20 protein-coding genes are annotated in these 23,043 nt (G+C 66.2%); 10 read left to right on the top strand and 10 right to left on the bottom strand.

Annotated elements, in window-relative coordinates:
• Positions 1–13: 13 nt before the first annotated feature.
• Entirely contained in the window at positions 14–856 is an 843-nt protein-coding gene (locus tag U4960_RS02890; protein WP_324262111.1) for a hypothetical protein, read from the bottom strand.
• 343 nt (positions 857–1,199) lie between these two features.
• Between U4960_RS02890 and U4960_RS02885 the strand changes: the two genes are divergently transcribed.
• The 4 genes from U4960_RS02885 to U4960_RS02870 all read left to right on the top strand — a co-directional run bounded on the left by U4960_RS02885 (position 1,200) and on the right by U4960_RS02870 (position 3,803).
• Positions 1,200–1,868 (top strand): energy transducer TonB, encoded by a 669-nt coding sequence (locus U4960_RS02885; RefSeq protein WP_324262110.1) that lies wholly within the window; start codon positions 1,200–1,202, stop codon positions 1,866–1,868.
• 63 nt (positions 1,869–1,931) lie between these two features.
• Entirely contained in the window at positions 1,932–2,714 is a 783-nt protein-coding gene (locus tag U4960_RS02880) for a MotA/TolQ/ExbB proton channel family protein (RefSeq protein WP_324262109.1), read from the top strand.
• A gap of 79 nt (positions 2,715–2,793) precedes the next feature.
• Positions 2,794–3,330 carry an ExbD/TolR family protein gene (locus U4960_RS02875; RefSeq protein WP_324262108.1) on the top strand — a complete coding sequence of 179 codons (537 nt, stop codon included), beginning with the start codon at positions 2,794–2,796 and terminating at the stop codon, positions 3,328–3,330.
• Between the two features lie 35 nt (positions 3,331–3,365).
• A complete protein-coding gene (locus U4960_RS02870; protein ID WP_324262107.1) occupies positions 3,366–3,803 on the top strand; it encodes an ExbD/TolR family protein in 438 nt (145 codons plus the stop codon).
• Between the two features lie 126 nt (positions 3,804–3,929).
• Here U4960_RS02870 and U4960_RS02865 read toward each other — a convergent pair whose 3' ends face one another.
• The 7 genes from U4960_RS02865 to U4960_RS02835 form a co-directional block, all read right to left on the bottom strand.
• The gene (locus U4960_RS02865) at positions 3,930–6,401 is read right to left on the bottom strand and encodes a ligase-associated DNA damage response DEXH box helicase (protein ID WP_324262106.1); all 2,472 of its coding nucleotides are present in this window, start codon (positions 6,399–6,401) and stop codon (positions 3,930–3,932) included.
• Between the two features lie 37 nt (positions 6,402–6,438).
• Positions 6,439–8,100 carry a hypothetical protein gene (locus tag U4960_RS02860; protein ID WP_324262105.1) on the bottom strand — a complete coding sequence of 554 codons (1,662 nt, stop codon included), beginning with the start codon at positions 8,098–8,100 and terminating at the stop codon, positions 6,439–6,441.
• A 22-nt stretch (positions 8,101–8,122) separates the two neighbouring features.
• Entirely contained in the window at positions 8,123–9,835 is a 1,713-nt protein-coding gene (locus U4960_RS02855) for an Hsp70 family protein (protein ID WP_324262104.1), read from the bottom strand.
• A gap of 76 nt (positions 9,836–9,911) precedes the next feature.
• The gene (locus U4960_RS02850) at positions 9,912–10,724 is read right to left on the bottom strand and encodes a DUF2059 domain-containing protein (RefSeq protein ID WP_324262103.1); all 813 of its coding nucleotides are present in this window, start codon (positions 10,722–10,724) and stop codon (positions 9,912–9,914) included.
• Positions 10,725–10,734: 10 nt separating this feature from the next.
• A complete protein-coding gene (gene pgmG / locus U4960_RS02845; protein WP_324262102.1) occupies positions 10,735–12,138 on the bottom strand; it encodes a phosphoglucomutase/phosphomannomutase PgmG in 1,404 nt (467 codons plus the stop codon).
• 10 nt (positions 12,139–12,148) lie between these two features.
• Positions 12,149–12,433 (bottom strand): J domain-containing protein, encoded by a 285-nt coding sequence (locus tag U4960_RS02840; RefSeq protein WP_324262101.1) that lies wholly within the window; start codon positions 12,431–12,433, stop codon positions 12,149–12,151.
• Entirely contained in the window at positions 12,433–13,233 is an 801-nt protein-coding gene (locus U4960_RS02835) for a division plane positioning ATPase MipZ (RefSeq protein ID WP_324262100.1), read from the bottom strand. Before U4960_RS02835 ends, U4960_RS02840 begins: the two co-directional genes overlap by 1 nt.
• A gap of 84 nt (positions 13,234–13,317) precedes the next feature.
• Between U4960_RS02835 and panC the strand changes: the two genes are divergently transcribed.
• Complete coding sequence (panC, locus tag U4960_RS02830) at positions 13,318–14,184, top strand: pantoate--beta-alanine ligase (RefSeq protein ID WP_324262099.1); 867 nt, start codon at positions 13,318–13,320, stop codon at positions 14,182–14,184.
• Positions 14,185–14,335: 151 nt separating this feature from the next.
• Here panC and U4960_RS02825 read toward each other — a convergent pair whose 3' ends face one another.
• On the bottom strand, positions 14,336–14,794 hold the full coding sequence (locus U4960_RS02825) for an Lrp/AsnC family transcriptional regulator (protein ID WP_324262098.1): 459 nt from the start codon (positions 14,792–14,794) through the stop codon (positions 14,336–14,338).
• Between the two features lie 134 nt (positions 14,795–14,928).
• Between U4960_RS02825 and ald the strand changes: the two genes are divergently transcribed.
• A complete protein-coding gene (gene ald / locus U4960_RS02820) occupies positions 14,929–16,047 on the top strand; it encodes an alanine dehydrogenase (protein ID WP_324262097.1) in 1,119 nt (372 codons plus the stop codon).
• A gap of 3 nt (positions 16,048–16,050) precedes the next feature.
• Here ald and U4960_RS02815 read toward each other — a convergent pair whose 3' ends face one another.
• Positions 16,051–17,364 (bottom strand): aspartate aminotransferase family protein, encoded by a 1,314-nt coding sequence (locus tag U4960_RS02815; RefSeq protein ID WP_324262096.1) that lies wholly within the window; start codon positions 17,362–17,364, stop codon positions 16,051–16,053.
• 299 nt (positions 17,365–17,663) lie between these two features.
• On the opposite strand from U4960_RS02815, the gene U4960_RS02810 reads away from it, so the two are divergent.
• Genes U4960_RS02810 through U4960_RS02795 form a run of 4 tightly spaced genes read left to right on the top strand, consistent with a single transcriptional unit; the run spans position 17,664 to position 23,035 of the window.
• Positions 17,664–19,013: a glutamine synthetase family protein gene (locus tag U4960_RS02810; RefSeq protein WP_324262095.1), complete on the top strand. Its 1,350-nt coding sequence runs from the start codon at positions 17,664–17,666 to the stop codon at positions 19,011–19,013.
• A 19-nt stretch (positions 19,014–19,032) separates the two neighbouring features.
• The gene (locus tag U4960_RS02805) at positions 19,033–20,304 is read left to right on the top strand and encodes an NAD(P)/FAD-dependent oxidoreductase (protein ID WP_324262094.1); all 1,272 of its coding nucleotides are present in this window, start codon (positions 19,033–19,035) and stop codon (positions 20,302–20,304) included.
• Entirely contained in the window at positions 20,301–21,647 is a 1,347-nt protein-coding gene (locus tag U4960_RS02800; RefSeq protein WP_324262093.1) for an aspartate aminotransferase family protein, read from the top strand. Before U4960_RS02805 ends, U4960_RS02800 begins: the two co-directional genes overlap by 4 nt.
• Positions 21,644–23,035 carry a glutamine synthetase family protein gene (locus U4960_RS02795; protein WP_324262092.1) on the top strand — a complete coding sequence of 464 codons (1,392 nt, stop codon included), beginning with the start codon at positions 21,644–21,646 and terminating at the stop codon, positions 23,033–23,035. The genes U4960_RS02800 and U4960_RS02795 overlap by 4 nt, the downstream gene beginning before the upstream one ends.
• Positions 23,036–23,043: the final 8 nt, after the last annotated feature.

The following is a 23,043-nucleotide window of genomic DNA, read 5'->3' as shown; positions in this document are numbered from 1 at the left end:
TCTTGCCCGCGCGCTAGTTGCGATTGCGCGGGCAGTCCCCCAGTTCAGCGCGGATGAAACGGTAATCCGTCTCGGCACGGCTGCGCCCGCTCGCGTCAGCCGAGATATTGGCCGCGCGCGGCAGGGCGTCGGGCAGGAAGCAGGCAAGCCTGTACCATTCGAGTGTCTCGGGCTGCGGCGGGCTGGCCGCCTGGTCCACGATCTCGTCCCATGCCACGCCCCAGCTGGGCGCCATGCCGGGCCGGCGGACCACACTGATCGAGACCGGTTCGCGCGAGGTCGTGGAGAGAAAGAACTGCGTCTCCGATTCGCCCACCAGGTTTCCTGACACCGAGAGCGCCTCGCGCACGGTGACGATGGCGGGCGGTGCGTCGGGCGCGGAGAGGCTCGTCAGGATCGGGCGAAGGCGCTGCTCGACGTCCGGGGTCCAGTCAATCTGGGCATTGGGGCCGGTCAGGGCAATCTCGCCTGCGCGGCCGCTGCTGGGCCGGGTGAACAGGATCACCTCGCGCTTTTTCAGGCGCGGCGCCTTGCCGTTCGCATCGCGCGGCACGTCAACCAGATAGCGCAGCGATTCGCCGACCGCGCGCGAACCCTTGAGCAGGGCAACCGTGCGCGCTTCGATGTAAAGCCGGACATGGCCTTCCCGCAAACCGGGCGAACGCTCCGGCTCGACCTCGGCCTGCTTGCGAATCTGCACGCGGATGACCGCGTCGGCAGGATCGGCCAGGTCAGCCAGGTCGGCGTAGGTTGGTGGTGCGGTGCCTGCCCCATCCTGAGCCAGGGCAAGGGGGGCAGAGGCCAGCGCGGCGCCGGCAAGCAGAGCCCCGATTGCGTGTTTAACACCTGATTTCATACTGTTTTTCTCTGACCTGACGATGTGTTGCGATAATCTGCGACCGGCTTCGATTGGCGTGCCTGATCGCGCCCGTGGCGTGAATTGGTACTGAACCGACAAAGCGTTTGCGCCCCTCGGGCATCGAAGCTAAAGCGAGCCCAAGCTTGGGGACAGCACAAAATTAACTTTCCAGGCTGGCTGGGATGGGGCAGGCAAGCCCTGCCCGGCTTCGGGTCCCAGGGTGTGAAGACACTACAGGGTGGACAGCTGACGTTTCTTTTTGGCAGGTTGGAACACCGTGCCGGCAAGAAAGTTTCGCCGGAAGGGTTTCCGGCACCTGATGATGGAGTGATGCAACTGAATGGCTTACGCTGACCAGCAGATGAGCGGCAACAAGGTTGTTGCAATCATCATTGTGGCGCTGATCCATGTGGCACTCGGCTACGCATTGATCACCGGGCTTGCGTATGACGCAGTCCAGAAGGTGGTCGAGCGGGTGACCACCGTGGACATCGAAGAACCACCGCCGCCCGAGGAGGAGGTTCCCCCTCCCCCGCCGCAGGAAAACACGGCACCGCCGCCCATCGTGGCTCCGCCGCCGCCGATCAACATTTCGCCGGCGCCGCCCACGATCCAGACGCAGCCGACCATTCCGCCGCCGGCTCCGCCCGCGCTGCGCGTGCCGCCGCCGGCCCCTCCCGGGCCGCCGCCAGCTCCGCCGCCGCCGCGCGTGCAACCCAAGGCCGCCGAGCCCCGGGGCAATCCCGGCAGTTGGGCCAACGCCAATGACTATCCTTCCCGCGCCCTGCGGGAAGAGCGTGAAGGCGTGACCCGGTTCAGCGTCCAGATCGGCCCGGACGGCCGTGTCACGAGCTGCCAGGTCACCGGTTCCAGCGGCCACAGCGATCTTGACTCGACCACCTGCAGCCTCATCCAGCGCCGCGCCCGTTTCCGGCCGGCAACGGATGGCAACGGTGATCCGACGTCAGGCAGCTGGGCCAGCGCGGTCCGCTGGGAGATTCCGCAATAACCTTTCCATCCCGCCTGCGGGCGGGGTTCTTCGACACCAGACTCATTTGAGAGGACTTTCGCAATGATTACTGAAATTCTTACCGCGGCGGCAGGCGAAGCCCCCAAGAACTCGTTCGGCTTCATGGAAGCCATGAACCAGGGCGGCGTGATCGCATGGTCGATCTTCGGCGTTCTGGTTATCATGTCGGTCGGATCGTTCTACATCCTGATCACCAAGCTGCTCGAGCAGCAGAAGATCTTCAAGCAGTACAACGAAGTCCGCACCAACTTCTGGCGCGCGCCTTCGCTGGCTGACGGCCGCAACAAGCTGGAAAAGAACAGCGCATGGCGCCAGCTGGTCGACGATGGCCTGGCTGCCGAGGAATCGCACAGCAAGATGACTGACAGCCTGGAAGCGCACGACTGGATGGTCGGCTCGCTCCAGCGTTCGCAGGACTCGATCAACGCCAAGCTCGCCGGCGGCCTGCCGTTCCTCGCTTCGGTTGGTGCGACCGCACCGTTCATCGGCCTGCTCGGTACCGTTATCGGGATCTACCGCGCGCTGATCAACATCGGCATCGAAGGTTCGGCCTCGATCGACAAGGTCGCCGGCCCCGTTGGTGAAGCGCTGATCATGACCGCGATCGGTCTGCTCGTCGCCGTGCCGGCCGTGCTTGCCTACAACTGGCTGCAGTCGCGCAACAAGCGCATCGGCGAGCTGCTCAACGGCTTCTCGACTGACATTCTTGCCAACATCAACTCCAAGGGTTCGGTCAAGCCTGCCATGGCTGCCGCGGCTGCGAAGCCTGCTGCTGCCAAGCCGGCAACCACCACCGGCGGCGTTTCGACCGCGCCGAAGGCCTGATTGACCAAGCAAATGCGGGCCGGACGCACCTCGCTCCGGCCCGCACCATACGAACAGACGTCTTAGGATAGGATAAGTCATGGCCATTTCGATGGGAGGCGGCGGCGCTGAGACGCCGATGTCGGACATCAACACCACGCCGCTGGTCGACGTGATGCTGGTGCTCCTGATCATCTTCCTGATCGCCATTCCGGTCGCCATCCAGCAGATCGAGAACCTTCGGGTCCCGGTCATGGTGTCGACGGAATCGGAGAACAAGGTCGAAAACCTGCTGATCACGGTCACCACCACCGATGCCGAAGGCCGCACAGCGTCCGTCCAGAAGACGGGCTTTGGCGGCGCCACGCGGGAAGGGGCATGCCGGGTCTACATCAACAACACCACGCTGGTATCTTCGGAAGAGCTTTACGACCAGGCCTTCCAGCGGCTTGACAGCATTGTCCAGCGCGCCGGTGGCCCCGAGGCGCTCATGGCCGATCCGGCCCTGATCCCGCAGGTCCACATTCGCGGCGACGTCAATGCCCCGTGGCGCTGCGTGGCCGGGACGATCTACAACGTCCAGGCAGCGGGTTATCCCACCGTCGGGTTCATCTCGACCCCGGTCGATCCGAACTGATCAACCGGTCCGAAGAACTTCAGGAGTAACACACCATGGCAATGTCAGGCGGCAAGGATGATGGATCGCCGATGATGGAGATGAACACGACGCCGTTGATCGACGTCATGCTCGTCCTCCTCATCATGTTCATCATCACCATCCCGGTCGCGACCCACTCGGTCGATATCGACCTGCCCGTGCCGAACCCCAACCCTCCGCCGGAGGACATGATCGACCCGATCAAGAACAAGATCGTCCTGACGCCGGATAACCAGATCCTGTGGAACGGCGCGGCGATCGATTCGGGCGAACTGGTCCGCAACCTCAACGCGACCAAGGGCATCAACCCGGAGCCCGAACTTCAGTTCGAGCCCGAAGCCCAGGCCAGCTACGATCTGTCGGCCCGCGTGCTGAACATCATCAAGGTCTCCGGCGTGACCAAGTTCGGGTTCGTCGGCAACGAACAGTACCGTTCCTTCAGCAAGGAATAGGCGCACGGCCTTCAGGCAAGTAGCCGACACCAATCAAGGAGGGGGCGGAGAAATCCGCCCCCTTTTTTGTGCCCCCGGCGATCAGCGGAGTAGCGCCATCCGGTGCGGCGCAATGGAAAGTGAGTCCTATCGCCACTTCCCCGCACGCTGACCGCCTCCCCCGGGTCCGACCCGCATCGCCTCTGCTCCCAGCGTTTCCGCCTCAAGCAGCAGCTCCTCGTCCACCGCACCCTGCGGCACGGCTTCGCGCCCGATCATCGTCATCACCGGCACCGCCAGGGGGCTGACCCGGTCCAGCGTGACATGGACCAGTTGCCCCGCCGCCCGTTCGAGCAGATCGGCGAGCCGCCCGACATCCGTCAGCCGCTCACGCGCGTCGGCCCAGGCTGCCTCGAGGAGGAGATGGTCCGGTTCGTACTTGCGCAGCACATCGTAGATCAGATCGGTCGAGAAGGTGACCTGCTTGCCTGACTTGCGCTTGCCCGGATGCTGCCGCTCGACCAGGCCGGAAATCACCGCGACCTCCCGGAATGCCCGGCGCAGAAGATGCGATTCCGTCACCCACTCGACAAATTCGTGGGCAAGAATGTCCGGTGACAGCAGCGGCACCGGGTCGGAGACCGGCTTGAGCGACCAGACCGCCAGCGAATAGTCATTGGCCACGAACCCGCCCGGCAGCAGGCCCTGCTCCTCCATCCGGCGGGTGATCAGCATCCCCAGGCTCTGGTTCGCATTCCAGCCTTCGAAGGTATAATAGACGCTGTAGTGCTTGCCGTGATGGGGGAAGCTCTCGACCAGAAGTTCGCCCGGGGCTGGCAGGCGGCTGCGCCAGTCTTGCACTTCCAGCCATTCGCGCACGTCGTCAGGGAAGCGGCCCCACCCCGCACGGTCCGCCAGCATTTCCTGCACCCGCCCGGCCAGATGCGTCGACAGCGCCAGCCGCTGTCCGCCATAGGACGGGATCGTAGCCGATTTCTTCGCCGCCCGCACGATCACCTCCATGTCGCGCACCAGCTCGACCTCCAGGCTCATCCCGGCGAAAAAGAAGGTATCCCCCGGCGAGAACGAGGCAGCGAAGCGCTCCTCCACCTTGCCCAGTTGCCGGCCGTTCCGAAAGCGGACGGTGAGCATCTCCGAATCGACAATGATCCCGGCATTCAGCCGGTGGCGGGCAGCGTGTTCGGGATGGGTCAGGCGCCAGACGCCCGTCTTGTCGCGCACGATCCGCCTGAAGCGGTCATAGGCGCGCAAAGCATAGCCACCATTGGCCACGAAGCCGAGGATGCGGCCCCACGCCGTCTCGTCCAGCCAGGCATAGGCGAGGCTGGAGCGGACCTCGGCCAGCAGTGCCGCCTCCTGGAATGGCCCGGCACAGGCGCAGGCCATCACGTGCTGCGCCAGCACATCGAGCCCGCCGGGGCGGAAGGGATCGCCATCGCGCTGTCCCTCGTCCACCGCATCACGCGCCGCCATCGCCTCGAGGAATTCGAACCGGTTGCCGGGCACCAGGATCGCGCGGCTGGGGCTGTCGAGCCGGTGGTTGGCCCGCCCGATCCGCTGGAGCAGGCGGCTGGAACCCTTGGGCGCGCCCATCTGCACCACGCAGTCGATATCGCCCCAGTCGACCCCGAGGTCGAGGCTGGCGGTGGCGACCAGCGCGCGCAGTTCGCCGCGCGCCATGGCCCCTTCGACCTTGCGCCGCGCCTCGGTGCTCAGTGAGCCGTGGTGGATGCCGATCGGTAGGGTGTCCTCGTTCGCCTCCCACAGCAGCTGGAACACGAATTCCGCCAGGAAGCGGGTGTTGGTGAACACCAAAGTGGTCCGGTTGCGGCGGATCTCCTCGTAGAGCTGCGGGATCGCCCATCGCCCCGCATGGCCGCCCCACGGCACCCGCTCTTCCTCAGGCAGCAGGATCTCGACCACCGGCGGCGCGCCGGGCTCAGCCTCGACCAGCGTGACCGTATCCACCTCGCCCCACGGTGCCAGCCAGGCGCGGTAGCTCTCCGGATCCGCCAGAGTAGCCGACAGAGCAGCGCGCTGGAGCTGCGGCGCAAGGGCCTGCAACCGGGCGAGGCACAGCGCGAGGAGATCACCGCGCTTGCCGGTGGCGAAGGCATGGACCTCGTCGATCACCACCCGCTTCAGCCCGGCGAACAGGTCGGCACTCTCAGGATAGCTCAGCAGGAGCGAGAGCGATTCGGGCGTGGTCAGCAGAACGTGGGGCGGTTTGACCCGCTGGCGCTTCTTGCGATCAGACGGGGTATCGCCGCTGCGGGTCTCGATCCGCACCGGCAACCCTAGCTCGCTCACCGGAGTCAGCAGGTTGCGCTGCACGTCATGCGCCAGTGCTTTCAGGGGCGAGACATAGAGCGTGTGCAGCCCTTCGGGCGGAGGGTCATCTTCCGACCGCGAAGGACAGAACGCCGCCAGGGTCGGCAGGAACCCGGCCAGCGTCTTGCCCGCCCCGGTGTCCGCCACCAGCAGGGCGTGCTGACCCGCATCACTCGCGCCGAGCATCTCCGCCTGGTGCCGCCGCACGCGCCAGCCGCGCCCTGCGAACCAGGCTCCCAGCTCAGGGGGGATGGCGGTTGGGGTCATCCTGCGGGACATGGGCTGCGCGGCCCCCACCCGCAAGCTACATGAACCGCAAGAGCTCTATCGGCGCATCGTCCGGGCGGGACAGCAGGGTATCGATCAGCGCAATCCGCACCGCGCACAGGTCAGCGGTCTTTTCCCCGCGCAGCACCGCGTTGATCCGCTCGGCGGACACACCGGTCCGCTCGGCAACGCCCGGCCCGACCCATGGGGGCAGGGGCATGGTGCGGGTCTCGCTGGCTTCCCATTTGCCACTGAGCAGCCCGGCTTGGGCCAGTCGCCAGGCCAGCGCCCGCTCCCCCGCGCGCACCTCCTCGGTCAGGGTGACGCCCGAAGGCAGTCCGCCGAGCTTGAGCAGTTCCGAACAGGCCTCCGTTCCGGCCCCGCCCGCCGCCTCGAACAGGTCCCGCCGCACGGCAAGGATGGCGAGCACGTCTTGCCTCGGCGCGTCCTGCATCGCGATACCGGCAAGCCCGCGCAGCCGCGCCGCGACCCGCTGGCCGGCACCATCGACGGGTTCCTCGGGGTCGTCCGCCGCTTCAATCGTCGCATAGACGATATCGGCCAGCTTGGGGTCGGCAGCCTGAAGCTCAGCCATCGTCCGCCCGGGGCCAAACGCTTCGGCCACGATCCGGTCCACATCCTCTGGCGGAAGGTCGTTGTCGTCCAGCGCCCGCCCGCACAGGGCCAGCGCCTGGATCACCACGATGAAAATGAAGACCCGCTGGATCACCCAGACGATCCAGCTGGGGGCAGGCTTTTCCCATGAGGCGACCCGCTCGGCATCGAGGTGGCTTTCCACCTCGGGGTAGCGGGTGCGGATCCCGCCGAGCAATGTCTCCACCTCGTCGCGCTTGATCCGGAAACGGTCGAAGAAGCTGCGCTTGCCGGGCCGCATCAATTCGGTCCAGGCCTTGTGCAAGGGATGGCCCGACTGCCCGACCTTGGCCACGAAGCGCATGCCCCGCAGGCGCGGGTTGAGGAACTGCAGCGCCAGACGTTCACCGATCTCGCCTGACTGGGCCAGCCAGTCGAAGGCCTCGGCTGCCTGCTCGAGCAGCGGAGCGGAGCGCGGCCAGCTTTCCGCCAGCAGCTCGGCGAGCCAGCCATCGATCGCCTGCTCACGCCCCAGATCGCCGCCCCGGGCGTCAGCGATCAGGGTATCGAGACAGGTCTCTGCTTGCGTGCATTCTTCCTCGCTGAAGGCTTCCTCCGAGTGGGCACCGCCCGGATAGAGCAGGCGGGCGAGCTGCACGTCCGCTGCATCGCCCCCATTGCCCCACGCCTGGTCGTCGCCTGCATCGATCCGGCTGTGGGGGTTGGCAAAAGCGCCGGTGCCATAGCCGAATTCGTTGTCCCAGCTGAGTTCCTCATCGCTTTCGGCGGTAAACGTGTTTTCCCAGCCAGCCGGAGCGAAGGAGACGACCGGCTGGTCGGTTGCCCTGTCCTTGCCGGAAGGGCCGGGGTCTTCCCGCAGGTCCGGCCCGGCATCGAACAGGAGATCGTCAACCCGGTCTTCCTGCCCGACATAAGCAGCCTCCCGCAGTGCCGCATCGCGGGCCGAGCGCAAGTCGGCAAAGCCCCTGATGTCGAGGTCGACATCCATTGCCTTCAGCCGCACCGCATAGGCGCTGCGGATAGCGGCCTTGTCCGCGGTCGGGTCAATGCCGAGCACGTCCCATGGCCAGTGCCTGCGCGCCATGCTCAGCCTGCCCTGAACGCGGTCACAGCGGCGGGTTTTCCTCGAGCCGGTCGAGCGCGGCCAGCAACTGCTCGCGCGCCTCGGCAATCAACCGCTTGTCCTGCTTGTCGATCACGCCCTGGAAATCGGTGATCCAGTCACCGATGGTCTGGCGCACATGCCCGGTAAAGCTCTCGTAGCAGCGCCCCGCGCGGGCCATGGCAGCGACGTTCTCGGCCTCGTCGCGCGGGTGGACCTTGAGCGCCTGCAAGGCCTTCCGGCTCGCGTCGAGGTCCTTCGAAGTACGCCCGTCCTCCTCGTCCACGATCACCAGGTTCTTGTGCAGCCCGCTTTCCGGCACCGTCACGTCGACTTCCAGCAGCCCGCTGGTATCGTAGGTGAAGCGCACTTCGATCCCCACCTGCCCGGCGGGCTTGGCCGGCACGGTAATCCGGGTGGTGCCAAGCCTGACGTTCTGGGCAACGTCACGCGCCTCGCCCTGATAGACGTTGAATTCGACCTCGCGCTGGTTGTCACGAATGGTCGAGAACCATTCCATCCGGCTGACCGGCACCGGCGTGTTGCGCTCGATGATCGGGGCGAAGATCCCGGTCTGCAGATTGCCGAAGCGGTCATGGGTGGAAGTGTCGACGCCCAGTGTGAACGGCGCGACATCGGTGATGCGGATTTCATCGAGCCCGCCGTCCTTCGCCAGCAGGCCCGCCTGCACCGCTGCCCCCAGGGCCACCGCATGGTCAGGATGGACAGAATGGTTGGGGAACCGGCCGAACATCCGGGTCAGGGCCTTGCGCACCACCGGCATCCGCGTTGCCCCGCCAACCAGCACGATTTCCGACAGGCTCTTCAGGTCGATGCCGGAATCGCGCAAGCTGCGGATGACCGGGTCACGCAGCCGCTTGATCAGGCCCTGGGCTGCCTCCTCGAATGCTTCGCCGCCTGCCGTTGCAGCGAACCGGTCATCGCCGACGGTGACGGCAAAATCGGCTTCCGCCTGGTCCGACAGCGCACGGCGGGCCTTCTCCGCCGCCAGATTGAGCAACGCCTTGCGCCGTTCGGGAGAGAGACGAGCCAGCGCGGCAGCAGCGCCCTCGCCCAGCCAGGGCTCCATCAACTGGATCATGATCTGGTTGAAGTCGTCCCCGCCGAGCCGGTTGTCACCTGCCGAGGCCCGCACTTCGACGATCCCGTCGAACATCTCGACGATCGAGACATCGAACGTTCCCCCGCCAAGATCGAACACCAGGAATGGCTCGCGGTCACCGCGATCCTGCAAGCCATAGGCGAGCGCGGCAGCGGTCGGCTCGTTGATCAGGCGGCGCACCTCGAGCCCGGCAATCTCGCCGGCGCGGCGGGTGGCGCGGCGTTGCTTCTCGTTGAAATAGGCGGGGACAGTGATCACCGCCTCGGTCGGGCGTTCACCGAACGCCTGCTCCACGTCCTCGACCAGCGACGTCAGCACCACCGCCGAAAGCTCCTCGGCGGTGAAACTGCGCTTGCCCAGCTTCACGGTCGCTTCGGTGCCCATCATCCGCTTGAAACTGGTGGCGGTTTCCTCGGGGTGGGTGGCCATCCGGTCGAGCGCCGCAGCCCCCGTCCAGACCTGGCCGGTTCGGTCAATCGACACCGCCGATGGGGTCAGCAGCTCGCCCAGCGCGTTGGGCACGAGCTGCGACCGCTCGTCTCGCCACACGGCGACCGCGCTGTTGGTGGTGCCGAGATCGATCCCGATCAGCATGTTCTGGCTAAGACCCCTGCTCTGTGCTTCCGCCTCTTAGCAGCGCAAACCGCTCTTTCCAGCGGTTTGGACCGCGCTACCACGCCGCGTTGGCGGGCTCTTCAGACGAGTTGAGGGCCTGCGCCTTCAGATCGTCGGCCGGCACCCCGAGCAACTCCGCAAGCCGGGTCAGTTCGCTGTCACCAAGCTCGGCAGCCGTGCGGGCCGGAGGCAGATGTGCGGTCTTGGCCTGCATTTCCTCGATCATTGCCGGCATCATGTCGAGCATGGCGGGCATCATTTCATTCATCGCCGACATGACCTGGGGATCGGCATAGATCAGCATCGATTCCCCGGCATAACGCGCGCCGACCGGCGTGCCGAAGAAGCCATGCAGTTCGCCCAGCTCCGCTGCGGTAAAGCGGGTCGCGAATGCCCGCGCGAGCCCTGCGCGGTAACCCGGCTCGATCCGGTCCATCAGGCGGGTGACCATATCGACCGAGACCTGCCCCATGATGCGGTTGCGTTCTTCGTAAGCGGGATCGAGAATGGCGGAAAGCTCGCCCAGCCGGGCATCGCCCATCGCGCTCAGTGCACTTTCGTCCACTCCGCCGAGACGGGCGAGGTCGGCCAGCGGGACGTTCTGGATGGAACCCATGATCCCGTCCATCATCGGCCCCATCATCTGGTCCATCATCTTGCGATAGGTACCGGCGGGAAACAGCTGCGCGACGACCTGTTCGGCCTGGGGCACGCGGGCCTGCTGCTCTGCGGTAAGTGGCTCGGCCGTGAACATCTCGCCCATTGCGGACCTGAGCGCGGAGAAATCCGGTGCCGGGTCCTGTGCGGCTGCCGGTTGTGCGATCGCCAGCGCCATCGCGCCGACCAGAAGTGCGACCCCCTTTTTCATTCCGTCCCTCTCAATGCCCTGCCTGAGGACCCCGTTCGAGGCCGCTTGCGGCAAGCTGTTCATCTATCTGTTCAAGCAGGCGCGCCAGCCCCGCTTCGCTGTCGCTTTCCGCCCGCGCGACCAGCACGTCCTGCGTGTTGGAGGCACGCAGCAACCACCAGCCATCGGCGGTGGTTACCCGCACACCATCGGTATCGTTGACCTCGGCGGGCGAGGCAGCCAGCCGTGCCCTGACCTCGTCGATCGCGGCAAACTTGCGGGTCTCATCGACCTGGAAGCGCAGTTCGGGCGTGTTGAGCATGGCCGGCATGGCCGAGCGCAACTGGGTAACCGAGCGGCCCAGGCGCGCTGCCGCCGCAATCAGCCGGACCCCGGCGTAGAGCGCGTCGTCATACCCGTAATAGCTGTCAGCAAAGAATACGTGGCCGCTCATTTCGCCTGCCAGCGGCGCGCCAGTTTCCTTCATTTTGGACTTAATCAGCGAATGGCCGGTCTTCCACATGACCGGCTTGCCGCCATGCGCGGTGACGTGGTCAAACAGCGCGCGGCTGGCCTTGACGTCGGCAATCACCGTCGCGCCGGGCATCCGGGCGAGCAGGTCCTCGGCGTAGATCATCAGCAGCTGGTCACCCCAGATTACCCGGCCTTCCCCGTCGATCGCCCCGATCCGGTCACCATCGCCATCGAAAGCCACGCCGAAGTCGAGGTTCTTGTCCGCGACCAGCGCACGCAGGTCCGCCAGATTGGCTTCGACCGTGGGATCGGGATGATGATTGGGAAAATGGCCGTCGACTTCGGTATAAAGCAGGTGATGCTCCCCCGGCAGGCGGGCGGCGAGCAGTTCGAGCGCGGGGCCGGCGGCACCATTGCCTGCGTCCCAGCCGATCCGCAGGCCCGCGAGCCTGGCGGGGTCCAGCCCGGTGAGCGGCTCGAGCATCCGCTCGACATAGGCTTCCAGCAGAGCGCGATCCTCGACCGCACCCGTACCGCTGTCCCAGTCTCCGGCAGCCGCCATCCGGCCGAGGGTCTGGATATCCTCCCCAAAGAACGGGCGCCCCTGGAATACCATCTTGAAGCCGTTGTAATTGGCGGGGTTATGGCTGCCGGTTATCTGAATGCCGCCATGCACATCTTCGGCTGACGCTTCGGCATAATAGAGCATCGGGGTGGCGCCCATCCCGATCCGGACGACGTCGCACCCGCTGGCGTTCAGCCCTTCGACAAGGGCGTGCTCGAGCATCGGCGAGCTGACCCGCCCGTCATAGGCCACCGCCACGCGGCTGCCGCCGGCACGGCGCAGCAGGGTGGCGAAGCTGCGCCCGATGGCACGGGCGTCGTCGGCCCCCAGGGTTTCGCCGATAATGCCGCGAATATCGTATTCCCGCAGGACGGAAGGGTGGAAAGTATGATTCATGGCAGGTCTTTCAGCTTTCGTCGGGCAAGGCGGCCAGCAGCAGATCGCGCGCGGCATTCGCCTCGTGCACCTGCTCTGCAGTGCCGCCCCGGTCCGGGTGGACCATGGCGACCAGCCGCCGATGCGCGGCGATTATTTCACTCCGGTTAGCACTGGGCGGGACACCCAGCAGAGTGCGTGCCCGGGTCACGGCCTGCTGGCGGGTGGAAGTGCCCTTGAGATATTCCCACGGCCACTTTCCGAGCATCCAGCGGCAGGCGAGCGACGCCAGTGCCAACAGGATGAACAAGCGCATCAGGCGGGTTCCAGTTCCAACGTGCGCTTCGCCCCGGCGGGCAGGTTAAGCCCCTGGACCAGACCGCGCAGTTCCTGCCGCGCGACCAGGTGGCTGGTGCCGAGTTCGCCCAGGTGCCCCTTGTCGAGCAGGGTCAGGCCGGAGGGAAACAGCTCGCGATAGATCACCCGCTCCGACAGGCCGCTGGCCACCCGGAAGCCGGCCCGCTTGCTCAGTTCACCCAGCGCCTTCTCGATGCGGATCATGTTGCGCGCTTCGACGTGGCCGGTGCGGTTGCGCACCACCACCCAGTCGATTTCCTGGCGCCGCTCCAGCGCGCGTTTCTTGCGGGTTTCCCAGATCAGTTCGGCATAGAAACTCAGTCGGCGGACCTTGAAGGTTTCGGCATCGACCTGGCCGATCAGGTCAAAATCGACGAAGCTGTCATTGAGCGGAGTGACCAGCGTATCGGCCTCTACCGCGGCGTGGCGGGCGAACACATCGTCCCGTCCGGGGGTATCGACGATGATGAAATCGACATCATCGCTCAGTTCGGCAAACAGCGCGTCCAGTTCCTCGATGGTGCTGCCGTGGAACACCTCGCAGCGGGCGGTCGGAAGCGTGATCCCGCGCCGCTGCGCCGTCTCTGCCCGGTTCTCGAAATAGCGGTGCAGGGTGCGCTGGCGCGGGTCGAGGTCGATCGCAGCCACCCGCGCCCCGCGATAGGCAAGCGCAACGGCGACATGGACCGCCGTGGTCGACTTGCCCGTGCCGCCCTTCTCGTTGGCGAAGACAATGCGGTGGGGGCGGGTGCTGGACAAGGGTACTGGCCTTCCTGTTGGTTGATAGCGAGGTGCCAGTGTGCAACAGCGCCCCGCCTGCGTTCTATCCGAGGGGCCGAATCCGTGCAAACAGTCTCCCGCCTCGACATGTTGAGAACCGCCGTGGCCGACTTGCGGCGGGGCGGCGCGCGGCTGGCCCTGGTGCCGACCATGGGCGCCCTGCATGAAGGCCATCTTACTCTGGTACGCGAAGCGAAGAAGCGGGCCGAGCGGGTGGTGGTCTCGATCTTCGTCAACCCGACCCAGTTCGGCCCGAACGAGGATCTCGACGCTTACCCGCGCGTCCTGGACGAGGACCAGCGCCTGCTGGAAGCGGAAGGGGTAGACCTGCTGTGGGCGCCAACCGTCAGCGAAATGTATCCCGAAGGTTTTGCCAGCTCGATCAGCGTGCGCGCAGTCTCGATGCATTTCTGCGGGGAGGCCCGGCCGGGCCATTTCGACGGGGTCGCCACGGTGGTGTGCAAGCTGTTCAACCAGGTGCTCCCCGATTTCGCCTTCTTCGGCGAGAAGGACTGGCAGCAGCTGGCGGTGATCCGCCAGATGGCCCGCGATCTCAACCTTGGTGCGCCGCAACCCGAAGCCATCTTCGGCGTGCCGACGGTGCGGGAGGCGGACGGCCTCGCCATGTCCAGCCGCAACCGGTATCTCACGCCCGAACAGCGCGCGGCGGCGGCCAGCCTGCCCCGGGCGATGCGCCATGCGATCGCCCGGATTGAGGGGGGCGAGATCGCCGCTCCGGCCCTGGACGAGCTCAAGCACACGCTGGGTGCTGCCGGCTTTCATCAGGTGGACTATGCCGGCCTGGCCGATGCCGCCTCGCTGGCCCCGGTCGATCAGGTGGCGGGGCGCCCGGTGCGTCTGCTGGTTGCGGCGCGGATCGGCGGCACGCGGCTGATCGACAATATGCCACTCGCCGCCCCCCAAAGCTGATCCATCGCGAACCGCCTGTCGCTGACAGGCCCTGTTCATGGCCCGGCCCTAAAGGCAGGCGCTCGAAAAGAGCCTCGCGCGCTTTTCGGGTCGCAGGGGCCGGGCATGTTGGTTTTCGAACCGCCATGTCCGGCCTTTGCTATTCCGGCCATCAACCCCTGACCGGATAACCTGCCCAGCCCTTGGTGGTGCGGATGACGAAGCTCGAACGCATCGAGGATACCCCCGGCAGGCGGGAAAGGCAGGCCCGGTGGATCTGGTCGAAATGCTCCAGGTCATGCGCGGCGACCCGCAGCAGGTAATCCGCCGCGCCTGACATCAGCCGGCATTCCAGAATATCCTCGAACCCGGCTGCCGCCTGCTCGAACCGCTCCATCGATTCCTCGCTCTGGCTGGTCAGCGTGATCTCGACATAGGCCTGCAGCTTGAGACCGAGCGCACGCGGATCGAGCCGGGCAGCATATCCGGCAATGATACCCAGCTGTTCCAGGGCCTTGATCCGCCGGTGGCAGGCCGAACTGGAAACGCCGACCGCTGCGGCGAGGTCGGCAATGGAGCAAGTGGAATCCTGCTGCAGCAGGGACAGGATACGCTTATCAGTCCTATCCATGACGGAATATCCTGCAATTAGGGAGAAAATGAGGATTTTTTCCTGCCACAAGGCAGCCCGGTTCGCAACTCCGGAAGGATTTACCGCGCCAAACCCGGTATCATGCGATCACGAAAATCTGCGGGAGATCTGCAATGCGCGTCGGCACCGTCAAGGAAATCAAGAACCACGAATATCGCGTCGGGCTGACACCTGAAAGCGTCCGCGAACTCTCCCTCAACGGGCACGAGGTCTGGGTCGAGACCGGGGCCGGGCTGGGGGTCGGGGTGACCGATGCCGACTATCAGGCAGCCGGCGCGAGCATCCGCGCTACCGCCGCCGAAGTGTTCGCCGAGTGCGAGATGGTGGTGAAGGTCAAGGAACCGCAGGCGGGCGAGCGGGCCATGCTGCGCCCCGGCCAGGTGCTCTATACCTACCTCCACCTCGCTCCGGACCCCGAGCAGACCGCCGATCTGGTCAAATCCGGCGTAACGGCGATTGCCTACGAAACGGTCACCGGCCCTGGCGGCAGCCTGCCGCTGCTGAAGCCGATGAGCCAGGTTGCCGGCCGGATGTCGGTCCAGGCGGGCGCAACGGCGCTGGAGAAGGCCCACGGCGGGCGCGGGGTGCTGCTGGGCGGCGTTCCGGGCGTGATGCCGGGCAAGGTCGTGGTCATCGGAGGCGGCGTGGTCGGCTGGAACGCGGCGCAGATGGCGGTTGGCCTCGGCGCCGATGTGACCATCCTCGACCGCGATCCGGAACAGCTCGAACGGCTGGGCATGTATTTCGAAAGCCGCGCCAAGACGCGCTTTTCCAACCACGCCAATATCGCCGATTCCATTGCCGAGGCTGATCTGGTGATCGGCGCGGTGCTGGTGCCCGGCGCCGCCGCACCCAAGCTGGTAACCCGCGCCATGCTGGCGACCATGAAACCCGGCGCGGTGCTGGTCGACGTTGCCATCGACCAGGGCGGCTGCTTCGAAACCAGCCATGCCACCACCCATGCCGACCCGACTTATGTCGTGGACGGTATCGTGCACTACTGTGTCGCCAACATGCCGGGCGCGGTGGCGCGGACCAGCACTTATGCGCTCAACAACGTGACCCTGCCGCACGCCTTGCGGATCGCCAACATGGGGTGGAAGGCGGCGCTGAAGGCCAACCCGCACCTGGCAGCCGGGCTCAATGTGCATGAGGGGCAGATCACTTACGAAGCGGTCGCGCGCGATCTGGGCTATGACTACGTGCCAGTGGAGCAAGTGCTGGGAGAGTAGGCGCTAATCCACGCTGGCGATGAGTTCGGCCAGCTTGCCGAAGATCTCGTCGATGTGCGCCTTCTCCAGGATCAGCGGCGGGGACAGGGCGATGATGTCACCCGTCACCCGGATCAGCAGGCCGCTATCGAAAGCGCGGTGGAACACCTCCATTGCGCGCTCGGTCGGCGCGCCGGGCCGCGGTTCCAGTTCGATCCCGCCGATCAGGCCGACGTTGCGGCAATCGATCACGTGGCGCGTGCCCTTGAGCGAGTGGACGCCGTCAGCCCAGTAGTCCTCCAGCTCAAGCGCCCGCTCGAACAGCCCTTCCTCGCGATAGAGATCAAGCGTGGCGATTGCGGCGGCGGCCGCCAGCGGGTGGGCGCTGTAGGTGTAGCCATGGAACAGCTCGATCCCGGCGGGCGCATTGTTGACCACGGTATCGTGGACCTCGCGCCGCACGGCCACCGCCCCCATCGGAACGGCGGCATTGGTCAGCCCCTTGGCCATGGTGATGAGATCGGGGGTGACCCCGAACCGTTCCGCCGCCGTGGCTCCGCCGACCCGGCCGAAGGCCGTGATGACCTCGTCGAAGATCAGCAGGATATCGTGCCGGTCACAGATATCGCGCAGGCGCTGGAGATAGCCCTGCGGCGGGATCAGCACCCCGGTAGAACCCGCCACCGGCTCCACGATCACCGCCGCGATCGTGTCCGCCCCGTGCAGGGCGACAATCCGTTCCAGATCGTCAGCCAGTTCCGGCCCATGTGCGGGCAGGCCCCGGGTGAAGGCGTTGCGGGCAAGATCATGCGTGTGCCGCATGTGGTCCACACCCGCCAGCAGCGTGCCGAACTGGCGCCGGTTGCCGACGATCCCGCCCACCGAAATGCCGCCGAAGCCGACCCCGTGATAGCCACGCTCGCGTCCGATCAGCCGGGTGCGACTGCCCTGCCCGCGGGCCCGCTGGTATGCGAGCGCGATCTTCAGCGCGCTGTCGACGCTTTCCGAACCCGAATTGCAGAAGAAGATGCGGTCGAGCCCGTCCGGCATGATCATCGCCAGGCGCGATGCCGCCTCGAACGCGAGCGGGTGGGCCAGCTGGAAGGTCGGTGCGAAATCGAGCTCGCCTGCCGCCTTGCGGATCGCCTCGACGATTTTCGGGCGGGAGTGACCGGCGTTGACGCACCACAGCCCGCCGGTGCCGTCGAGCACCGTGTGCCCGGCCGAAGCCGTATAATGCATGTCCTGCGCGGCCACGAACATGCGGGGATGCTGGCGGAAACCCCGGTTGTCGGTGAACGGCATCCAGAACGCAGACAGGTCGTTGGGTTCGGTCATGGGTGGCTTTCCGCTCTGAACTCTGGCACCCATGGCTAGGTAAGCGCTGACGGGGCGTCCAGCAGGATTGCAGAACAGCAAGGCATCGGAAAAATCGATGGCAATCGTCGCGATTTATCTTGGTGGCCGGGCCCGGTTTTTCGGACAATATCCTGCCCGGTATGACGGGGCTGCCTCGCGGGACGGCTTAATGACCGGGGCAGGCCGGTGATCATGAAAGGTCATCGCCGCCCGTTTTTGACAGGGCGCGGTCGGCGGGCGCATCATTGCCCGCCCTCGGCCGCACGGGAAGGGACATCATGAGTACCGACATCGCCGCCTGGATCAGCGAGCGCGGCATCAGCGAAGTCGAATGCATCGTACCCGACATGAACGGGATCCAGCGGGGCAAGGTGCTGCCCGCCAACAAGTTCCTCAAATCACTCACCGACCGGTCCCTGCGTATCCCGGTGAGCGTGTTTTCCGTCACCGTGACCGGCGAATACCCTGACGATGTCGACGACGTGGTGCCCCCGTTCGACCCGGACATGATGCTGGTGCCCGATCCCAGCACCCTGCGCGAGGCGCCGGGCTTCCAGACACCGACAGCCTATGTGATCGCCGACGCCTTCACCCGCACCGGCGCGGCCGTGGAGATCGCCCCCCGGATGATCCTGAAACGGGTGCTCGAGCTTTACGCCAGACGCGGCTGGCGGCCGGTGATCGCGCCGGAGGTGGAATTCTACCTCGTTTCCAAGAACATCGATTCGGACTTCCCACTCCAGCCGCCCGCCGGCCGTTCAGGCCGTCCGGAAAGTGCCAGCCAGCCGTTCGGGCTGGAGGCGCTGAGCGAGTTCGAAGACATCATCGAGCATATCTATGATTTCTGCGAGAAAGCCGAGCTCAACATCGACACGATGATCCACGAAGCCGGTGCCGCCCAGCTCGAGGTCAACTTCGTCCATGGCGATGCGCTGGAGCTGGCGGACCAGGTCCTGCTGTTCAAGCGGATCGTCCGCCAGGTGGCGCTGGAGCACGGGGTCTATGGCACTTTCCTGGCCAAGCCGATGCAGGACCAGCCGGGCAGCGCCATGCACATCCACCAGTCGATCCTCGACATGGAGACCGGGCGCAACGTATTCTCGACCCAGAACGGGCGAGACAGCGCGCTGTTCCGCAGCCACATCGCGGGTCTTGTGCGCCTGCTTCCGCAGATCACCCCGATGTTCGCGCCCAACGTCAATTCGTTTCGCCGCATGCGACCCGACAACGCCGCGCCGATCAACGTCCAGTGGGGGAGCGACAACCGTTCGTGCGGCTTGCGCATTCCGATTTCGGATGGCCGCAACCGGCGGATCGAGAACCGCCTGCCAGGGGCCGATTCCAACCCCTACCTCGCCATCGCCGCATCGCTGATCTGCGGCTATGTCGGCATGGTCGAGCGGATGCAGCCGCCCAAGAGCATGACCGGCAATGCCTACAATCGTGCCCGCACCCTGCCGCGCACGCTGGAAGGCGCGCTCGAACGGTTCAGCAAGTGCAAGCAGGTGCGCCAGTATATCGGCGAAGACTTCTTCGAGGTGTTCTACGCGATCAAGGAAACCGAACTCTTCGCCTATCAGTCGGTGATCAGCTCGTGGGAGCGCGAGCACCTGTTGCTGCGCGTCTGAGCCCCCGGGTGACCAGCCGGTGAGCGAGCACGCGCCCAGTTATTACGCGGCCACCGCCAACTCCGCCCCGCGCCATCCGGCGCTGGCCGGAGAGGTGACAGCCGACGTGGTGGTGGTCGGCGGCGGGTTTACCGGGCTGTCCGCGGCACTGAGCGCGGTGGAGGCGGGCTATTCGGTTGTGCTGCTGGAAGCGAAGCGGATCGGCTGGGGCGCGTCGGGCCGCAATGGCGGGCAGATGATCCCCGGAATGCGCTGGTCGGCTGCCGACCTGCTCAGCGAATTCGGCGAGGATCGGGCCAGGGCGCTGGTCGCGCTTGGCCTGGAGGCGAGCAAGCGGGTCCGCACCCGCATCGCCCGCCACGGCGTCGCATGCGACCTGCGCGACGGGCATTTCCACGCGGCCTGGAAACCGGCGCACCTCGACACGATGAAGCGCGAGTGCGAAGTTCTGGAACGCCTTGCCGGGAGCCAGAACCTGAGCGTGGTCGAGCGGGCCGATGTGCCTCATTACGTGGCGAGCGAGGCCTATCACGGCGGGCTTTACGATCCGGGCGGCGGGCACCTCCATCCGCTCAACTACGCTCTCGGGCTGGCTGACGCCGCGCTGGCAGCGGGCGTGCGGATTTTCGAGGGCAGCCCGGCGACGGCGATGGACCACGGCACCCCGGTGCGCGTCACCACGCCTCGCGGCACGGTCAGCGCCCGCATGGGCGTGCTCGCCTGTGACAGCGACGTGGGCCAGATCGAACCAGCCTTCCGCTCGGCAATGATGCCGATTGCCAATTACAACGTAGCGACCGCACCGCTGGGGGAAGCGGCGGCGCAGGCCCTGATCCTGTCGAATGCCTCGATTGCCGAGAGCCGGTTCGTCCTCAACTACTATCGCCTCACCGCCGACAACCGCCTGCTGTTCGGTGGGGGGGAGAAATACACGCCCACCCCGCCCCCCAGCATTCCCGGCTTCGTCCGCCCGTTCATGGAGCAGATCTTCCCGCAACTGCGCGGCGTTCCGATTGACTACGGCTGGGGCGGCATGGTGGGCGTCACGCTCAACCGGCTGCCGCAGTTTGGCCGGACCGGAAACACGTTCTACGCCCACGGTTATTCGGGCCATGGCGTATTGCTGACCACCCTGGCCGGGGAACTGATCGTGGAGGCGATGCGCGGCACCGCCGAGCGGTTTGACCTGATGGCAGCCCTGCCCCGCCAGCCTTTCCCTGGAGGGCGCCTGCTGCGCCACCCGCTCCATGTTGCCGGCATGCTGTGGTATGCGCTGAAGGACCGCCTGTGATTACCGATGCCGCCATCCGGGCCATGCTGGCCGCTGAGCAGGACCACTTCCGCGCCGCCAACCCGCGCTCGCGATCGCTGGCGCACCAGGCCGGGCGGCACTGGTATCGGGGCGTGCCGTTCCACTGGATGATCGACTGGGGCACGCCCTTCCCGCTGTTTGCCGAGCGCGCCGCCGGGGCCGAACTGTGGGACGTGGACGGGCACCGCTACGACGATTTCTGCCTCGGGGACACCGGGGCAATGTTCGGCCACTCGCCGCCGCCGGTCGCGCGGGCCATTGCCCGACAGGCGGGCCGGGGCCTGACCATGATGCTCGGCACCGAAGATGCGCCGGCCGTGGCAGATGCCCTGGCCGAACGGTTCGGCCTGCCGTTCTGGCAGGTAACCTCGACCGCGAGCGAAGCCAATCGCGCGGTGATCCGATGGTGCCGCGCGATTACCGGCCGCAAGACCCTGCTGGTCTACAACGGCTGCTACCATGGCGCGGTTGATGATGTGTTCGTGGACCTGAGGGACGGCGTGCCGGAACTGCGCCGCTCGCTGGTGGGGCAGGTCTACGATGTACGCCAGCACACCCGCGTGATCGAGTTCAACGATCTTGCCGCGCTGGAGGCCGCGCTCGCCCCGGGCGATGTTGCCGCACTGCTGATGGAACCGGCCATGACCAATGTCGGCATGGTCCTGCCCGACCCCGGCTATCTCGAGGCGGTACGCGATCTGACCCGCCGCCACGGCACGCTGCTGGTGTTCGACGAAACGCACACCATCTCCAGCGGTCATGGCGGCCATACCCGCGCCTTCGGGCCGGAGCCGGACCTGTTCGTGCTGGGCAAGCCGGTCGGCGGGGGCGTCCCCTGCGCAGTCTATGGCTTCACCGCTGAAGTGGCCGCCCGGATGGAGGCGGCGCGCGCGGCGGGCGAGACCGGCCACTCCGGCATCGGCACCACCCTCTCGGCCAATGCCCTTGCCCTTGCCGCCATGCGCGCTTGCCTGACCGAGGTGATGACGCCGGAGGCTTATGACCACATGTTGCCGCTGGCAGCCCGTCTGGCCGAGGAATTGCAGGAAGTGATCCGCGCGCATGACCTGCCCTGGCCGGTGCTGCACGTCGGCGCACGGGTCGAATTCCTGTGCGCAGATGCCCCGCCCCGCAATGGCAGCGAGGCGCGCGCGGCGACACACGGCGCGCTGGAACACGCAATCCATCTTTACCTGACCAACCGCGGCGTGCTGATAGCGCCGTTCCACAACATGATGCTGGTCTGCCCCGCCACCACCGACGCCCAGGTCGGTCGGTTGGCAACAGCCCTCGATCAATGCCTGAAGGCCCTGACACGATGACCCAGACTTCCCCGCGCAGTTCCAGCCATGTTGCCAGCCTTGACGAGGCCAAGGCGTTCTTCGCCACCAACCCCGATATCGACGCGATCGACATGATCTTCACCAACCTGTCCGGCGTGCCGCGCGGCAAGCGGCTGCGCCAGCACGAGGTGCTCGCGGTGTACGAGAACGGGCGGTTCCTGCCCGGATCGGTGCTGGTGGTCGATATCACCGGGCTCGATTGCGAGGAAACCGGGCTGGTGTGGGACGACGGTGATGCCGACCGGGTGTGCCTGCCGGTGCCGGGCACGCTGGTCCGCGCGCCCTGGCTGGGCGAGCACGCGGCGCAGTTCACCACAAGTTTCTACGAACTGGACCGGACTCCCAATGATCTCGACCCGCGCCACGTGCTCGGTCGGGTGGTCGACCGGCTGGTAGCGGACGGACTGACCCCGGTGGTGGCGGTCGAACTGGAGTTCTTCCTGCTCGAAGCCGGGAAAGGCCGCCCGAAGATCGCGCGCGGGCTGAACAGCGGGGCACGGCCGCAGTTCAACGAGGTCTACTCCTTGCGCGAGATGGAGGACTTCAAGCCGTTCTTCGACGATCTCTATGCCGCGTGCGATGTGCAGGGCATCCCGCTCGAATCCGCCATCAGCGAATATGCCCCGGGCCAGTTCGAGCTGACCCTGCGGCACAAGGCCGACGCCCTGCGCGCGACGGACGATGCGCTGATGTACAAGCGCTTGGTCAAGGGTGTGGCCGCGCGCCACGGCATGATCGCCAGCTTCATGGCCAAGCCGTTCGCAGAGCAGGCCGGCAGCGGCATGCACCTCCATGTCTCGATGGCAGACGAGAGCGGCGCCAATGCCTTTGCCAGCGAGGACCCGGCGGGCGCGCCGATCCTGCGCCACGCCATAGGCGGGATGAAGGAGCTGCTGGGCGAATCGATGGGCGTGTTTGCCCCGAACGCCAACAGCTTCCGCCGGTTCAAGGCCAATTCCTACGCCCCGGTCGCGCCGACCTGGGGGGTCAACAACCGCACGGTTTCGCTGCGCGTCCCGGCCGGTCCGCCCGCCTCGCGCCATGTCGAGCACCGCATCTGCGGCGCGGACGCCAACCCCTACCTCGCCATGGCCGCCGTGCTGGCCGGAATGCATTACGGCATGACGCATAAGGTCGACCCCGGCCCGGCCATCGTTGGCAACGGGTATGAACAGGCCCCGGAGGACTACCGCCTGCCCAACCACTGGGCCGCGGCGATCGAAGCGTTCAAGAGTTCAGGCCGGATGCGCGACTATCTCGGCGGCCGGTTCGTGACGCACTACTGCACGGTGAAAGAGGTCGAAATGGCCCGCTTCTTCGGCGAAGTGACCGAGCTCGACTACGCGTGGTATATGCATAACGCGTGAGGGGCCGG

Origin of the sequence: Altererythrobacter sp. H2 (assembly GCF_035319885.1) — a bacterium.
Taxonomy (GTDB): domain Bacteria; phylum Pseudomonadota; class Alphaproteobacteria; order Sphingomonadales; family Sphingomonadaceae; genus 34-65-8.
Note: the sequence above shows the minus strand (reverse complement) of the source record. Positions and strands in the feature narration are given on the sequence as shown.

Excerpts from the sequence above, each read along its gene's own strand:
- U4960_RS02890 (WP_324262111.1), bottom strand. The coding sequence starts at position 856 with ATGAAATCAGGTGTTAAACACGCAATCGGGGCTCTGCTTGCCGGCGCC.
- U4960_RS02885 (WP_324262110.1), top strand. The coding sequence starts at position 1,200 with ATGGCTTACGCTGACCAGCAGATGAGCGGCAACAAGGTTGTTGCAATC.
- U4960_RS02880 (WP_324262109.1), top strand. The coding sequence starts at position 1,932 with ATGATTACTGAAATTCTTACCGCGGCGGCAGGCGAAGCCCCCAAGAAC.
- U4960_RS02875 (WP_324262108.1), top strand. The coding sequence starts at position 2,794 with ATGGCCATTTCGATGGGAGGCGGCGGCGCTGAGACGCCGATGTCGGAC.
- U4960_RS02870 (WP_324262107.1), top strand. The coding sequence starts at position 3,366 with ATGGCAATGTCAGGCGGCAAGGATGATGGATCGCCGATGATGGAGATG.
- U4960_RS02865 (WP_324262106.1), bottom strand. The coding sequence starts at position 6,401 with ATGACCCCAACCGCCATCCCCCCTGAGCTGGGAGCCTGGTTCGCAGGG.
- U4960_RS02860 (WP_324262105.1), bottom strand. The coding sequence starts at position 8,100 with ATGGCGCGCAGGCACTGGCCATGGGACGTGCTCGGCATTGACCCGACC.
- U4960_RS02855 (WP_324262104.1), bottom strand. The coding sequence starts at position 9,835 with ATGCTGATCGGGATCGATCTCGGCACCACCAACAGCGCGGTCGCCGTG.
- U4960_RS02850 (WP_324262103.1), bottom strand. The coding sequence starts at position 10,724 with ATGAAAAAGGGGGTCGCACTTCTGGTCGGCGCGATGGCGCTGGCGATC.
- pgmG (WP_324262102.1), bottom strand. The coding sequence starts at position 12,138 with ATGAATCATACTTTCCACCCTTCCGTCCTGCGGGAATACGATATTCGC.
- U4960_RS02840 (WP_324262101.1), bottom strand. The coding sequence starts at position 12,433 with ATGCGCTTGTTCATCCTGTTGGCACTGGCGTCGCTCGCCTGCCGCTGG.
- U4960_RS02825 (WP_324262098.1), bottom strand. The coding sequence starts at position 14,794 with ATGGATAGGACTGATAAGCGTATCCTGTCCCTGCTGCAGCAGGATTCC.
- ald (WP_324262097.1), top strand. The coding sequence starts at position 14,929 with ATGCGCGTCGGCACCGTCAAGGAAATCAAGAACCACGAATATCGCGTC.
- U4960_RS02815 (WP_324262096.1), bottom strand. The coding sequence starts at position 17,364 with ATGACCGAACCCAACGACCTGTCTGCGTTCTGGATGCCGTTCACCGAC.
- U4960_RS02810 (WP_324262095.1), top strand. The coding sequence starts at position 17,664 with ATGAGTACCGACATCGCCGCCTGGATCAGCGAGCGCGGCATCAGCGAA.
- U4960_RS02795 (WP_324262092.1), top strand. The coding sequence starts at position 21,644 with ATGACCCAGACTTCCCCGCGCAGTTCCAGCCATGTTGCCAGCCTTGAC.